Source organism: Erythrobacter ani, assembly GCF_019204025.1.
Taxonomy (GTDB): domain Bacteria; phylum Pseudomonadota; class Alphaproteobacteria; order Sphingomonadales; family Sphingomonadaceae; genus Erythrobacter; species Erythrobacter ani.
In genome coordinates this window covers 395,456-410,439 of the sequence record NZ_JAGSPB010000002.1, presented here as the reverse complement: position 1 = coordinate 410,439, position 14,984 = coordinate 395,456, and the positions used below count along the sequence as shown (strand labels likewise).

Annotated in this window: 14 protein-coding genes; 11 read left to right on the top strand and 3 right to left on the bottom strand. The window is 57.0% G+C overall.

Annotated elements, in window-relative coordinates:
- The first annotated feature begins 27 nt into the window (after positions 1-27).
- From KCG45_RS08930 to KCG45_RS08900, 7 genes are all read left to right on the top strand, one after another.
- On the top strand, positions 28-1,158 hold the full coding sequence (locus KCG45_RS08930; protein ID WP_218316918.1) for an NAD(P)/FAD-dependent oxidoreductase: 1,131 nt from the start codon (positions 28-30) through the stop codon (positions 1,156-1,158).
- A gap of 121 nt (positions 1,159-1,279) precedes the next feature.
- The gene (locus tag KCG45_RS08925; protein WP_218316917.1) at positions 1,280-2,551 is read left to right on the top strand and encodes a class I SAM-dependent methyltransferase; all 1,272 of its coding nucleotides are present in this window, start codon (positions 1,280-1,282) and stop codon (positions 2,549-2,551) included.
- A 19-nt stretch (positions 2,552-2,570) separates the two neighbouring features.
- On the top strand, positions 2,571-3,926 hold the full coding sequence (locus KCG45_RS08920; RefSeq protein ID WP_218316916.1) for a protoporphyrinogen/coproporphyrinogen oxidase: 1,356 nt from the start codon (positions 2,571-2,573) through the stop codon (positions 3,924-3,926).
- Positions 3,923-4,819, top strand: a complete 897-nt coding sequence (locus KCG45_RS08915) for a DUF707 domain-containing protein (protein WP_218316915.1) — start codon at positions 3,923-3,925, stop codon at positions 4,817-4,819. The genes KCG45_RS08920 and KCG45_RS08915 overlap by 4 nt, the downstream gene beginning before the upstream one ends.
- Positions 4,820-4,822: 3 nt before the next feature.
- Positions 4,823-5,779 (top strand): hypothetical protein, encoded by a 957-nt coding sequence (locus tag KCG45_RS08910; RefSeq protein WP_218316914.1) that lies wholly within the window; start codon positions 4,823-4,825, stop codon positions 5,777-5,779.
- Positions 5,780-5,807: 28 nt separating this feature from the next.
- Positions 5,808-7,262, top strand: a complete 1,455-nt coding sequence (locus tag KCG45_RS08905; RefSeq protein ID WP_218316913.1) for a GMC oxidoreductase — start codon at positions 5,808-5,810, stop codon at positions 7,260-7,262.
- 7 nt (positions 7,263-7,269) lie between these two features.
- Positions 7,270-7,692, top strand: coding sequence for a hypothetical protein (locus KCG45_RS08900; RefSeq protein ID WP_218316912.1), 423 nt, complete (start codon positions 7,270-7,272; stop codon positions 7,690-7,692).
- Here the strand turns inward: KCG45_RS08900 and rfbF are convergent.
- Complete coding sequence (rfbF, locus tag KCG45_RS08895) at positions 7,615-8,475, bottom strand: glucose-1-phosphate cytidylyltransferase (RefSeq protein WP_218316911.1); 861 nt, start codon at positions 8,473-8,475, stop codon at positions 7,615-7,617. The two genes, KCG45_RS08900 and rfbF, sit on opposite strands and share 78 nt — an antisense overlap.
- 90 nt (positions 8,476-8,565) lie before the next feature.
- Between rfbF and KCG45_RS08890 the strand changes: the two genes are divergently transcribed.
- On the top strand, positions 8,566-9,519 hold the full coding sequence (locus KCG45_RS08890; RefSeq protein WP_218316910.1) for an NAD-dependent epimerase/dehydratase family protein: 954 nt from the start codon (positions 8,566-8,568) through the stop codon (positions 9,517-9,519).
- Between the two features lie 2 nt (positions 9,520-9,521).
- Here the strand turns inward: KCG45_RS08890 and KCG45_RS08885 are convergent, their stop codons facing one another.
- Positions 9,522-11,747, bottom strand: coding sequence for an efflux RND transporter permease subunit (locus KCG45_RS08885; RefSeq protein ID WP_218316909.1), 2,226 nt, complete (start codon positions 11,745-11,747; stop codon positions 9,522-9,524).
- 249 nt (positions 11,748-11,996) lie between these two features.
- On the opposite strand from KCG45_RS08885, the gene KCG45_RS08880 reads away from it, so the two are divergent.
- Positions 11,997-12,539 carry a hypothetical protein gene (locus KCG45_RS08880; protein ID WP_218316908.1) on the top strand — a complete coding sequence of 181 codons (543 nt, stop codon included), beginning with the start codon at positions 11,997-11,999 and terminating at the stop codon, positions 12,537-12,539.
- A gap of 108 nt (positions 12,540-12,647) precedes the next feature.
- Here the strand turns inward: KCG45_RS08880 and KCG45_RS08875 are convergent, their stop codons facing one another.
- Positions 12,648-13,265 carry a helix-turn-helix transcriptional regulator gene (locus KCG45_RS08875; protein ID WP_218316907.1) on the bottom strand — a complete coding sequence of 206 codons (618 nt, stop codon included), beginning with the start codon at positions 13,263-13,265 and terminating at the stop codon, positions 12,648-12,650.
- 391 nt (positions 13,266-13,656) lie between these two features.
- On the opposite strand from KCG45_RS08875, the gene KCG45_RS08870 reads away from it, so the two are divergent.
- Both KCG45_RS08870 and KCG45_RS08865 read left to right on the top strand, forming a co-directional pair.
- On the top strand, positions 13,657-14,166 hold the full coding sequence (locus KCG45_RS08870; protein WP_218316906.1) for a hypothetical protein: 510 nt from the start codon (positions 13,657-13,659) through the stop codon (positions 14,164-14,166).
- Between the two features lie 82 nt (positions 14,167-14,248).
- A complete protein-coding gene (locus KCG45_RS08865; protein ID WP_218316905.1) occupies positions 14,249-14,980 on the top strand; it encodes a fimbrial biogenesis chaperone in 732 nt (243 codons plus the stop codon).
- Positions 14,981-14,984 lie beyond the last annotated feature (4 nt).

Here is a 14,984-nt window from a genome sequence, read left to right as displayed (position 1 = left end):
CGTGAGCCTCCGGACGACTGGGTTTTCATGGACGAGGTAGAATGCATCGTCGTCGGCGGCGGCGTTATCGGTCTGGCATGCGGCGCGGCTCTGGCCCGTGGTGGCCGCGAGGTCATGGTTCTCGAAGCGGAAAACGCCATCGGAACACAGACGAGCAGCCGAAATTCCGAAGTCATCCATGCAGGAATTTACTACCCGCAAAACAGCATGAAAGCGCTGTTCTGTCGGCGCGGTCGCGACTTGCTCTATCGCTATGCCGAGGAGCGCGGCATCCCGCATCGACGCACTGGCAAGATCATCGTTGCCACATCATCCGAGCAGCTGTCGCGATTGGGGCAAATATCGCAACGAGCAAGCGCGAACGGAGTCAACGATTTGCGGATGATGTCGCAAAGCGAGGTGCAGACGCTAGAGCCACGGATCCACTGCGACGGCGCGCTCCTGTCGCCATCGACAGGGATCATCGACAGTCACGCACTGATGCTTGCCTTGGAGGGAGAGCTGCAAAACCACGGCGGAATGGTGGTTTTGCAGACCGAGGTGTCGGCAATGACACCTCGACCATCAGGCCTGATCGTCGAAACAAAGGGTGCTCAGGCGGGGCGCCTCAAAGCCCGCCATGTCATAAATGCCGCCGGGCTTCGTGCCGTCGACGTGGCGAGCCGCGTTCCCGGCATAGTACGAGATGCCATTCCGAAGGCGCATTTCTCGGTCGGGCATTATTACCGTTTGTCCGGTCCGGCACCGTGCAATCGGCTCGTTTACCCCGTTCCTGAACCTGGTGGGCTCGGCATTCATCTGACACTGGATCTCGCGAACCAGGCGAAGTTCGGCCCTGACGTGCGCTGGATTGCAAGGCCCGACTACAGCTTCGATGATAGCGCGAAAGAGCGGTTCGCGGCTGCCATCCAGACCTACCTTCCAGACGTTACAGCGGATCAACTCGTGCCGGATTACACCGGAGTTCGGCCCAAAATCGCAGGTCCCGATGATCCCGATGCGGATTTTCGGATCGATGGTCCGCGCCAACATGGGATCGACGGCCTTATCAACCTGTTTGGCATCGAATCGCCCGGTCTGACATCGTGTCTTGCCATCGCGGAATATGTCGCCGATTTGACAGAGCAGCCCACAGCCCGCCTGAATAGCCCCAATTAGTATCCCAATAGACGTAGTACCCCCGATGGTTAGTTGCGGGCCTCCAGACCATTGCCGTAATATCTGCGCATTACGAACGGGCTTTTGAGCTCTCGTTTCTGCGATTTCGGAAGGGATATCCATGCACCAGGCAGCAAAGCCGCAGAGCTCCGCGCTGACTGCGCTGAAAAACTGCCGTCATTGTTCGCAGCCACTGATGACCCAGCTGGCCGATCTGGGCTTCAGCCCGGTTGCCAACGATCTTGTCGATATTGCCCTGAGAGACGAGCCCGAACTGCATTATCCTTTGGAGGTGCGGGTCTGCGACAGCTGTCTTCTTGCGCAGGTAGTCCACACGTTGAAATCGGACGATCTGTTCCGCGCGGATTACACATACTATTCTTCGCACTCATCGACCTGGCTCGAGCATGCGAAGACTTACGTGGAGACGATGCGCGAGCGGCTTGGCCTGGATGCCGATAGCAGGGTTGTCGAACTTGCCTCCAATGACGGCTATCTGCTGCAATATGTGAAGGCGGCTGGCATACCTTGCCTCGGTATCGAACCGACAGAAGGTCCAGCCGAAGCGGCGAGATCATCCGGGCTCGAGGTACGCAGCGAGTTTTTCTCTGAAGCAATGGGCCGCGCGCTCGCCGACGAAGGATGGACCGCCGATCTTATCGTGGCCAACAACGTGCTCGCCCACGTGCCTGATATCAACGATTTCGTGCGCGGTGCGAAAGCGCTCCTCGGACCGGAAGGTGTTGCAACCTACGAAGTCCAGCATCTCCTTCGTCTGATGCAGGGCAATCAGTTCGACACAATTTATCACGAGCATTTTTCGTACCTGTCGCTGTTCGCTGCCGAGCGCATTTTCGATGCCGCTGGGCTCAGGGTCTTCGCCGTCGAAAACCTGCCGACGCATGGCGGATCGGTTCGCTTCTTCGTCTGTCACATGGACTCAGCATGGGAAAATGAGCCGTCGCTGGAGGCAATGCGCGCCGAAGAGCGGGCATTCGGTTTGGACAAGCCTGCAACCTACACTGCTTGGAACCGCGCGGTGCAACAGACGAAGATGTCGCTCATCCAGCTGTGCCTGGACCTGAAAAGGCAGGGCAAGACCATCGCAGCCTATGGTGCGCCAGCCAAAGGGGTGACACTTCTCAATTATTGCGGGATCGGATCGGACATTATCGATTTTACTGTCGATCGCGCTCCTTCGAAACAGGGCAAACTGATGCCGGGCGTACGCATTCCGATCCTCGATCCTTCGCACATTCACGAAGCGAAGCCGGATTTCGTTCTAATCCTCCCATGGAACCTGAAGGAAGAAATCAAGGCTCAGATCGACTACGTGCGGGAGTGGGGAGGACAGTTCATTGTCCCCGTTCCCGAAGCGGCGATCGAGCGCTAGAGAGGTTCGGGGGCGAACATTGGCTAAAGATCCGCATATCGCAATTATCGGCGCAGGTTTCGCAGGGTTCGGCGCAAGCCACCAATTGCGTGAACTGGGCGTCGACGCCACGATCTATGAGAAGCGGTCGGTCCACGGCGGGCATACATCCACCCATTCCTATGACGACGGGTTTCTCTTCGATGAAGGCCCGCACATTTCATTTACCCAAAACAAGAGGTTACAGGAACTCTTCGCCGAAAGCATTGGCGGGACATACGAAAAGCTTCGCGCCAGCGTGAACAATTATTGGCAGGGCCACTGGATCAAGCATCCTGCTCAAGTGAACCTTCACGGCCTGCCGGACCAGGTCGTCATAGATAGTATCAAAGACTTCGTGGCCGCCTCCCATGCGCCGAAGAGTTCTGAAAAAATCGCAAATTACGAAGACTGGCTGGTGGCGGCATTCGGAAAGACCTTTGCCGAGACATTCCCTGCGGTCTACACCCGCAAGTATCACACGACCGATGCGAAAAATCTGACGACCGACTGGCTGGGGCCACGGCTTTATCGCCCTGAGCTCGAGGAAGTCCTGCGCGGCGCGCTCGTACCGCAAGCACCCGACGTCCATTATGTGGACCACTTCCGCTATCCGACGGATGGTGGCTTCGTCTCGTACCTCAATGGTTTTCGCGAGCGCTCCAACTTGCAATGCGATAGCGAGATCGTTGAGATCGACCCCAAGGCGAAATCGCTGCGAACCTCGGACGGCCGGGTGATCGCATACGATTCGATCATTTCGTCTGTGCCCCTCCCCCGCCTTGTAGCGATGGTCAAAGGAGCGCCGCCTGACGTGGTCGAAGCTGCCGGCAAGTTAGCCTGCACCGAAGTCGTTCTAGTCAATGTCGGCGTTTCAAAGCCGCATGTCCGCGATGACCACTGGACGTATTTCTACGATGAGGACATCGCCTTTGCGAGGCTCAGCTATCCGTCGAACTTCTCGCCGAATGTTGCGCCGAAAGGGTGCACGGCGCTGCAGGCGGAAGTCTATTTCAGCGACAAGTGGAAGCCCCGGGACAAACCTGCCGACGCATATATCGAACCCGTGATCGATGGGCTGCTCAGGGCGGGCCTGATCGATGGACGCGATCAGGTGGTCCACACGAGCACGATCGTAGCGCCGTATGCTAATATCATTTTCGACCATGATCGTCCTGCGGCGCTCAAGCTGGTCCATGGATATCTCGACGACGTCGGTGTCGGCTATTGCGGGCGGTTTGGCGACTGGGGCTACATCTGGACCGACCAGGCATTCGCAAGCGGTGAGAAAGCTGCGCGCAGGGCATTGGATAGAATGGCGAAGAGCGAGGCCGCCGTGGAGGTAGGTGCAAAATGACCCGAGCGAGAAAGAACCTCGTTTTCGTGCGCGTAGGGTCAAAATCCCTGCACAGGGGCTGGCTCGATGGACCGGACGAGCGGAACTGGGATCTGCAGCTGAGCCAGTATGATGACGATCCTGAAATCGGCAAGGGCGGCGACCTGCCGCTTTCGATCGACAAAGGCACGAAATGGGACAGCATCTACAGGTATCTCACGAAAAATCGCGATGTGCTCGAACGCTATGATTACATTGCTTTCATGGATGACGACCTGATTTTCACGAAGCGGGACCTCAACCGTTATTTCGATATCTGCGCAGAGCACAATCTGCGGATCGCACAGCCATCACTGCATCCCGATAGTCATTTCTGTTATTCGATCCTGCTGCAATTCGGAGCGACGAAGTTGCGCTACACCAATTTCGTGGAATGCATGGCTCCTTCCATAAGCACCGAATATCTCAGGACTTTCCTGCCGCACATGTCGCAAGTGATTTCAGGTTGGGGAATGGATCTCATCTGGGCGCTGACCATGCCGAACCCCGCCTTCAAATCTGCGATTATCGATGAGATTTCGATGGTTCATACGCGTCCCCATGCAACAGGCGCGGTGTATGACGCATTTTCCGAACAACATTTGTCCCCCGAGCAGGAAATGAAGCGCCTGAAGTCGGGATATTCCGGTCTGCCGGACAAGATGTTGGTCTATGGAGCAATCGACCGCGATGGGAAACGTATGAGCGGCGCGACGGTACAGCGTCTCAACGGATTTTCACTACTGGCCAATTCCTGGCGTTATCGGGAACCCATGCGAGCAATCAAATCCGGGGGCGCCATGCTGATGCGCGCGATCACTCAGCCGCGGTACATCCCGGAAACCGTCCGCAGAATTCAGCATAAGAGCGCATAAGTCATGAGAGAAGGCGACAAGAATTCGATCGCGATGACCGTCGGTTTGGACGGGGGTATCGAAGGACACGAACAGGCGATTTATCGCGGCCAGATCAACCTCCTACCTCCTTCGGCCGCGGGTCTCAGCCTGTGCAAACACGCGCAGACAATGATCGAGGAGGCATTTCACCCTCACGATCCGCGTACGGCACAGCATGTCCTCGATGTGGACGATTTCGTCGAGCGTGCAGCGCAGGTTAAACCACGTTTCATCCACGATACGCAGACAAGAACGCTCCAGAAAAGCTACCTGCAGGAGCTCGGTTTCGATCCCGCTCGCACTTATATCGACGTCCCGCGGATGCGCGTCGTCAGCAGCGACGGCTATCTGGTTTCCGGAGTTGGACACAAGCAGCCCCCACACCGCGACACCTGGTGGTCTGCGCCGATGCAGCAGATCCAGTTCTGGTTGCCGATTTTCCCGATGACGCGCGAATGCTCCATGGAGTTCTATCCGCATTACGTCGAAACGGGACTGCCGAACTCATCCGACGATTTCAATATTTACAGGTGGAACGCGACGGGGCGCAAGAATGCAGCGCAACATCGCCAGGGGGAAGACAAGCGCGGCATTCCGCAGCCACGCGCACCCCTGGATCATCCGGCCGCCGTCCAAATGGTCCTTCCGGTCGGAGGCGCCGTGATGTTTTCGGCAAACCAACTGCATGCAACATCCGACAACGTCACTGGCAACACGCGTTTCAGCATCGATTTCCGCATCGTCGACATCGAGCACGTTCGTGAGGGTATCGGCGCAGTCAACGTTGACAATTCATCGACCGGAACGGCTCTTCGCGATTTTCGGCGGATGACCGATGACGAGGCGATCGATCCCAACCTTATCGCGAAATACGATGTTGGCGACACGGTCGAGGACGGCGTTCTGCAATTCGAGCCAGACGACAAGGTTCACGCCTGATGCCTCACCCGTCATCTTGGTTACGGTCATGAAATTCGTCACGCCCGAGCAGGCTTCGGCAGAAACGGTATGGGACGTCGTAATCATCGGATCGGGTTTCGGTTCGCTTTTCTTCCTCAAACGCTACCTTCAAAAACGCCCCAACGACCGGATACTCATCCTGGAGCGCGGTCGTTACAACTCTTCTGAATGGCAGCTTGAGAACCGCGCGAACTCGGACATCCCGCCGGAACAGACTTACGAACATGGAGAAGGCAGCGGCAAGCCCTGGGATTTCACCATCGGTCTGGGAGGGAGCACGAATTGTTGGTGGGGCCTGACCCCGCGCATGCACCCGTCTGATTTCAAGGTAGGCACACAAACCGGATTGGGCAGCGACTGGCCAATCGATTACGACGATCTGGTTCCGTACTGGCAGGAGCTTGAGCGGATCATGTTGATCGCCGGTTCCAGCGAGATCGGCAGGGTTTATCCCGGCACTGAAGAGTATCCGCAACCAGCGCATCAATTGACCTCTGCCGATGAGATCATGGTGCAAAAAGGGAACGGTAATCACTTCCCCATGCCGACGGCCAAGCTTTCGCGCTCGGTCGGCGCGCGCGGGCGCTGCTGTTCGTCGGCAAAATGCAATCTGTGTCCGGTCGGAGCAAAATTTACGGCGTTCAATGCCATGGATGAGACACTTAGCCACCCTTCTGTTTCGATTGGTATTGGATGCGAAGTGACGCATCTCGATGTCGAAGGCGGAAATGTTTCAGCAGTGCATTTCAAGAATGCGGGTCGCGAATACTCCGCCGATTGCGACCTGTGTGTGCTCGGTGCGAACGCGATCCACTCCCCCTTTATCTTTCAGCGATCCGGGATAGCCGGCCATGGGGTCGGCCGATATCTCGGCGAGAAGATGCTCGCCGACGTGGAAGTTCTGCTCGGCGGCCTCGATCACTTTGACGGGGGGACAGACTCCACTGCCATTAATCTGTCGATCGTAGAGGAAGGCCGTTCAGCCGAATTCGCAAACTCGATCTATCTGGTGAAGAACAATCTGATGCATGGGTTCCGGCTTGAGCCAGGGCGCTGGCGGCAGACCCTGCCCATCACCCTCTATGTCGAGGACGTGTTTGATTACGAGAATGGCGTGTTCGATGACGGCAGCGATAAACCCGTCGTGAGGTTCAAGGACTGGTCCGACTATGCCATGGCCGGATTGGACCACGCGATCTCGCGCATTCCCGAAATTTTCTCACCGCTCCCGATCGAGGGCGTCCGGTTTCTCGGCATCAAGCCTACCCTTGGCCACATCCAGGGATCCTTGCGCATGGGATCATCGATAGAGGATTCGGTCGTGGATGCGGGCATGATCTCGCATGCCGTCCGCAATCTTTGCGTGGTGGGAACGTCCATTTTCCCGACGCCCGCCAGTGCGAATCCGACGCTTTCCGCCGCCGCCCTTTCGTACCGCGCCGTCGATCAGATGCTGGGATGACAGCGTTATGAAGATATCTCGCCGACAAATGCTCCTTGGCGGAACCGCAACCGCGGCGATTGCAGGCGTGGGCGGCATCCGCGTTCTGACCGGAGACATGGAAGGCTTCATCGCCGGTTTCGTCCGCCATGCGCTGCCCGAAACGCGTTTCGCCGAGGGTTCTGCCGAAGAGTTCGCTCGTGATTACCTGGAGAAAACCGAGGTCGAACGCAGTAAGATCGATCAATTGATGCGCGCTCAGCGCATCGTTGGATACGACGGGCTCGACATGCTGTTTGGCAGCAATCTGAGTTACGACGGGTTCAAGCGCCGCGTCGCGACGATGTTCATGCTGGGATCGGACTTCTTCAGCTCAAACGGCGGTCAGGATCCTGTTCGGTATCTGGGCGTGGTCGATATCTGTTCGAATCCATTCGCGCGGCTGACCTGAGGCCTTCTCATAAACCATTCGCCAAGGGCAATCGGGCTGGGCCCAGACCTCTTCGAGATAACTCTTGTCCCTCAGGGTATCCATGCACTGCCAGAAGTCATCGTGGCGGAACGCGGCCAATTGGTTCTGATCGACCAACTTGTCCATCGGATCGCGCTCCCAGATCGTCGAATCGTCTTCGATCAGGTCGAAAACCTCCGGCTCACAAACATAGAACCCGCCATTGATGTGCCCGCCATCGTCGAGCCCCTTCTCGCGGAAACCGGTCACGGAAACGCCATCATCGCTCATGCCCAATGCGCCGAACCGGCCAGGCTGGCGGACTGCGGTGACCGTCGCCCATTTGCCGTGCTCCGCGTGGTATTCGAGCAGGCGATCGATGGGTACGTTGGAAACGCCGTCCCCGTATGTGAGGCAGAACGGACTATCTCCGATCGCGGCTCTCGCGCGGCGAACGCGCCCGCCCGTCATCGAATCCGCCCCGGTGTCGATCAGGGTGACTTTCCAATCTTCGTCGACCGGATTGTGAAAATTGACCTCGCCGCTGCCCAGATCAATCGTGAAATCGCTTCCCAGGTTCCGGTAGTTAAGGAAGAATTCCTTGATGTATTCGCCCTTGTACCCGCAACAAATAACAAAATCTTTGAGTCCGTAATGCGCGTAGTGGCGCATTACGTGCCACAACAGCGGTTTACCCCCGATTTCAACCATTGGCTTCGGACGTACGGAGGTTTCCTCACTGATACGTGTGCCCAGCCCTCCGGCGAGTATCACGACTTTCATTAGGCGCTCCTTCGTTTAAACCACTTCGGCCGTGACAAAATAGTAGAGGATCGCGGCTATCGGATCATTGGCGCATTCGGATTAGCTTGGATGGGCGATGGAGAGCCTGATGGGAGGACATACATCCAAAACGACCTTGTCATAGTGACCGGAGCGAGCGGATTCGTCGGTCGATCGGTCGTCGACCAGCTTCGAAAGCAGGGTGCCCAAGTGCTCGCCTTGGGCAAAGCACCCGCCGGCAAACCGCTTCCCGGCGTCGAGTGGCAAAGCGTCGATCTGCTGGAAGCGGACGCTGCCGCTACGCTCCTGACGCATTACAAGGCTTCCATTCTGATCCACGCTGCATGGGCACGCGCCAAAGCGGGAGGATTGTGGCACCTCGAAGAAAACTGGATCTGGCGTGATGCGAGTTTGCGCCTGTTCAATGAGTTCTGGGACAGAACCGGCGGGCATGTGGTCGCATGCGGCACTTGCGCAGAATACGACCCACCCGATCACGGAGAATGCGAAGAGGATATTACCTCCATTGCACCGTCGTCGATCTATGGCCGCGCCAAGGCCGAACTGGCTGAACAGGCCTTCACCGATGCGCAAAAGGCAGGTGGGTCTTTAACCTGGGCCCGGTTGTTCTACCTATTCGGGCCATTCGAGAACACGGAACGACTGGTGCCGCAGATCATCGATCCCATCCTTGCCGGTGAAACGGCCGAAACCGGGAGCGGGAAAGCGGTCCGCGACTTCGGATTTGCTCCCGATATGGCGAGCGGCCTGGCCACGCTGGCGGCGCGTCGATGTCGCGGAGCCTTCAATGTCGGAACCGGTGAGGGCATTTCTATCAAAGCGCTGGCATCGCGCATTGCAGAACTGTGCGGACGGGAAGACTTGCTGCATGTCGGAGCCTTGCCCGACAGGCAAGGCGAAGCACCCCGGATCGTAGCAAATACGCAAAAGCTTCGGGCCGCCACCGGGTGGTCGCCTGCATACGATCTTGACACCGGCCTGCGAGACACGATCGCGTGGCGCCACGAGGCATTGCGGCGCTGACTTTAATCCCGGGAAGCCAGCCGTTTGCGTTCAAGCACCGCCAGAACCGGAAGCAGTATGAACAGATCGGCAAGCAACGCGAGCGTGAAAATCGCGATACACAACCCGCCGAAGAACATCACGGTCGGCATTTCGCTCAAAAACGCAGACGAAATTCCGACCGATAGCACCAGCGTGGTTGTCATGAGCGCCGGAGCGACATGCTTCATCACGTTCGGAATATCACCAAGCGCGAAAGCGGCACCTTTTTCACGGCGATTGATGTCATAGCGGTTGAGGACATGGATCGTGTCGTCGACGGCAACCCCGAACGCAATGGAAAGGGCAATCGCCCCGATGAATTGTAGTTGCCACCCGCTCACCATCAGCCATGCTCCGACCATCAGAACCGGGATGACATTCGGCAACACTGCCGCCAGACCGAACCGCCACTGACCAAACCAAAGAGCGATCAGAAGCGGGCAGGCAAACGCAGCGATCAAGAAGCTGATCGTCAGCTCCTTGATCATTTTGTCCGATAATATCGCGGCAAGCGCAGTCAGTCCGGTGATCGGCTCTGCTGTCAGCTTGCCCAGCTCCGCTTGATCCAAACGCGCGTTGATGCGGTCCATCAACGCGCGAATCTGTGGCGAAGGCTGGTCTGCAACGCGAAAGGAAAGCTTAAACCCGTCTCTGCTCCGGCCGATCAATTCGGTTTGCGCGCGTTCGGGCAATTGCTCCAGTATTCGGTCCACATCGTCCGCTGATGATGGCTGCCCTGCTTCGCGCAGGATTTGGCGAAGGCTGTGAAGCGAGTAGATCCGATTACCGGGGAATTCCGTTTCGAGATCTTCATGCACTGCCGCCAGGACCTCAAGGTTCGCGTTGGAGACCAACGGCTCGCCCTGCTCCTCCTGACGAAGCACGATATCGAGGGATTGGGTCGGACTGCTGATTGCCTCGGCGCGCTCGAGAGCGAGGAGGATCGGATCGTCATCGTGTAGATATTCGTTAAAGCGATGGGTCGTCTGTACGGGCAAGAACGCCGCAAGCAGCACGGCTGCCAAACCCGTGCTAACGGCGGCGACGGCGAATTTCCGCGCCAGCAACCACTTGGTGGTGCGGCCGAACAGTTCGCTCCAATATTGCTGCGGCAAAACATGCTGTTTGAGGGCTCGCTCAATCGGGGCGAAGCGCCAGGTGAGCGCGAAGACGAGCGGATGGATGACGATTGCCGCGAATAGCGACATGCAAAGCCCGATCACCGCTGCGAGCGAAAAGACGCGAATCAGCTCTGAATCCGAATAGGAAAGCCCAGCCATAGCGATAATCGTGGTGAGACCGGTGAGCAGGCAGGGAGATGCAATCGCCTGCATCATGCCGCGAATGGACTCGTCCCGCCCCGCCCCGCGCTTTGCAAATTTGCGCAATTCGAACGTCATATGGATGCAATTCGCCATGGTGATCACGAGAATCAGGATCGAAATCGAATTGGTCAAAACATTCATTTCGAGACCGAGCCAACCCATCGCCCCCAAGGTCAGGAGAACGGCGAATATCGGCGCTATCCCCGTCAATAAGCCCACCACGAGACTTCGGAACAGGAACAGCGATGTGATCAATCCCAGAAGCCCGCCGATCCCATTGAGCAGGCCCTGCTCCGCAATGATGCGGTTTACGATGACATTGAGGATCGGCAGCGTACCGGTGAGCTGGAATTCCAGCCCCGCTTCGGGCGGAACCTCAGCGAACAGTTCGCGGAATTCGTCAATAATCGGCTGCACCTGCTTATCGTCGACCCGCTGTTCCTCCACCGCGTAGACAAGAATCGTTTCGGTGCGTTCGGGATTTATCATCGGGACGATTGTCCAGGGCGAGCGCGCAACCTCGTCCAAAGCTACCGAAACGTCCTCATACTCCGAGAGGTCGCCTTCGATCACAGTTTGAAAAGCCTGCGTCTCGGCGTTGTATTCCTGCATCGAGAAAATCGAATGCGCGAAATCCACCCCTTCGATGAGCTGACCGTCGAAAACCAGGTCCTGAAGCAGGATCAGCTGCTCGCGATCGAAGCCGTTTTCCGATGTAACCAAGACGACGATTTCGCTGTCGCTTTGCGGATATTCGGCGGTGTGCTGTGTAAACCGCGCATATTCATCGAAGGAGGACACGAAAATATCACGCGCGCCGTCTTCGACACGGATCTGCGTGGCACCGATCACCGAAACCGCAATAAGTCCCAGTACCAGCATCAGTAGCGCTCTTTGACGCCGACAAATCGCGTCGGCGAGCTGCCCAATCATCTTCACTCGAGTACCGATGATCTATCCACCCTCGAGCGCGCAAAACTGTTCCAGGCGCGACAATTCAATTTCCCCCCGCGGCGCTGTTTGCCGCGATCCGATCAGCGAGATGTCTTGTGATGCCACACAGGTAAAGCTAAGCTCTGCCGCCTCGGTTCCCGCACAACCTCAATTCTCAGCAGGCATAGTACCAGTCAGATGAAACGGAAACAGCTTTTCAAGCGAATTTTTCTGTCCGCCACGCTTTTTGCGCCGATTGCGATTTTGATACCCGCTTCGGCAAGCTCACAGCCGAAAAACGCCGGTACGATACCTCTGTCCGAAATCGCCGGTCAGTGGCGTGGCGATGGCTGGGCCGTACGCGAAGAGGGCGGTACGAAGGAAGGTGTGCGATGCCGGCTCAAGACGCGGTACAAATCCGGCTCGAGAAAGCTGACCATCAGCGGCAAATGCGCTGCAACCAGTGGCACGTACACGTTGCTGGGCCATATCGCCGACTATCCCGACACCAACCGTGTCACGGGACGCTGGGTTAATCCGCGCGGTGTGGGCGTCGTGAACATTGCAGGCAAGCGAACAGGAAACCGGCTCACGTTTTTCTACGAAGGGAAAGACAAGGAGACCAAGGAAAAGGTTCGCTACAAGACGGTATGGGATCTGAGCGGTGATGGTTTCTCGCTGAGCACTGGCGTGGGCGGCGGGGCGAATGACGAACTGGGCAAGATCACTTTTCGCCGCTAGTTACCTGCGAAGGCTTGCGAACGGCCAGATCGGGACATCGCGCGTTACCACCTGACGGATCAGCTTCGACCTTTGCGGCAACCGAGCGCGATTGTTCCAGGTCAGCACTTAAAGGCCAGCCCGTGCCGCCAGTACCGCAGCTTGCGTTCGGTTACTCGCATCGATCGCGGTCAAGAGCCGCCGTATCATGCCCTTGACCTTGCTCTCTTCGCACTCGAACCGATTGGCTATGTGTTTGTTCGTTGCGCCATCGGCCAACATCTCGAGTATTTCCCACTGACCGCGATCGAGATGCGCAGCATTCAATTTGTGCATCTCTCTGGAAATGCATTTGCAGCACGTGCCGCCAATGCAAACGGAGCTCGCGTGAGCAGCCAGTTCGACAGCGTGATACATGTCCTCCGACCCGATATCGAGGGGAACGCCGGAAATATCGCTGCGAATTGCGCGCAGACGCTGAAAGGCTGAACCCTGCTCGGACGAACCAATCGTCAGCCAACGGCTGAACCGCCGGGCTAGCGCATCGATCTTGTCGGCGGAACGAAACACCTCGCCTGGTGCCGCCTCGACCACAACCATCACATCGGGTCTGCATTCGTCGGAAATATCAGCGAATCTGCTTTCGGCAGCGACAACAGTAATGCCACGCTCCCGTAGGTTCTCAGCGACCATATCGAGTAAGAAAGTGCTGTGGCAAACGATTGCCGCACTCGTTGAATCCACCATTGAAGGTCCACTCCCCGCGAAACATTTGATTCGTGCGACCAATTTGCCGATTCGTTTTTCGTTATGGCAGTAAACTAACCGCTCCCGATCTTTAGTCCAACGAAGATGGCGCTTTAGTACTTAATTGACAATTTCGCAGAGTCCCACTGCCAAAGGATAGGATGAGACCTCATTCGATCGGGGAATTGGATCAAAAGAGAACACCTGGATCGAATTTGCAGTCTCCGCATCTTTGGATCGGTCGGGCGAGCACATGCGCACTTCCCTCAATTATTGAGAGGCTTAGGCTTCGGATCACGGGCGCCCCATCACAATTCGAAAATGACGCGATGGGCAAAATTCGTCTCGTTCCGAGGCGAGTGACCTGAACCAAGATTTTTGGAGATTACAAATGCGTACGATCAATAAAGCTCTGCTCGCAGCGGCCATCCCGGCAATTGCGATTGCAGCCCCCGCCCACGCTCAAGCCGGCGGCACGCAGATTACTGGCGTTGTTCCACCGGTCTGCGAAGTTCAGGACGGGTTCGCCGCCTTCGTATTTCCGTCGATGACTGCGGGCGAGACCATCACCGACAACCTCACTCTGAAATGCAACGACGCCGACGGTGCAGAAGTCACTCTGATCAGTTCCGAAGGTGGAATGGAGAGTGATGACCAAGAAGATCTCGAAATCGAGTACACCGCAACGCTGACGAGCGATGCCATCGACGGCGGCTCTCTCTCTCTGGTGCTTCCGGTTGGTGTCCAAGGCGACAATGATGCGTCGGCAACCGGTTTTGCATCTGGCGGTCTCGATCTCGCGTCGGGCGTCGCCGGAGTGCTCGAAGTTGAACTTACCGAAACTGCCGTATGGGCAGGTGGCTACTCAGACACCATCACGGTGCAGCTGACCGCTTCGTGACCGGTGTGCCGCTGGTCGGATCCTGATGATCCGACCAGCGGCATTTCCGTCGTATCCAACAGTTCAGCATGAAAGGTCAGCCATGCTCGATACCAAATTGAAAAGAGCGCTTCTTCTGGCGATGATGGCGGCTCCATTAGCCATTCTCAGCCCAGCGCACGCACAGCGCGTCGATCCGATGCGCTTCGAACTCGAACCTTCAGGAGCGGGCACACAGACCACCCTGCAAGTCACCAATACCCGGTCGTTTCCGATCACGATCGAAGTCGTGCCCAATTCGCTGTCGATCGACGAAAACGGCAACGAAACACTTGGCCCGGCTGAAGACGATTTTCTGATCTTTCCTCCTCAGGCAGTGATTGATGCTGGCGCAAGCCAGGCTATTCGCGTGCGATACATTGGTGAGGGCGCTCTCGACAGCAGCAAAGCCTATCGCATTGGCATCAACCAATTGCCGATCGACATGCGTGAGGGCGGCGAAAGCGGAGTGGCGGTCACGGTGAATTTCGCCACACTAGTCAATATCGTGCCAGCCAACACGCGTAGCAATCTCACAGTGCGCGAAATGACTGCTCTGGAAGGTGGGAACTGGCAAATGTTGGTTTCGAACGAAGGTAGCCGGTACGCGCGGATGTCGGATCTCGACATACGTCTGTCCCAAGGCGAACGGTCGCTTGAAGTCGACAGCACCGAGACAAAGGGGTGGTTCGATAAGAACCTCATCTTACCTGGGAGCCAGCTGTACGTGACAATGCCAGCGCAAGAGGGCTTCGATCCGCGAGAGACCACCATAACGCTGGTCGAATCCCAGTGATCAG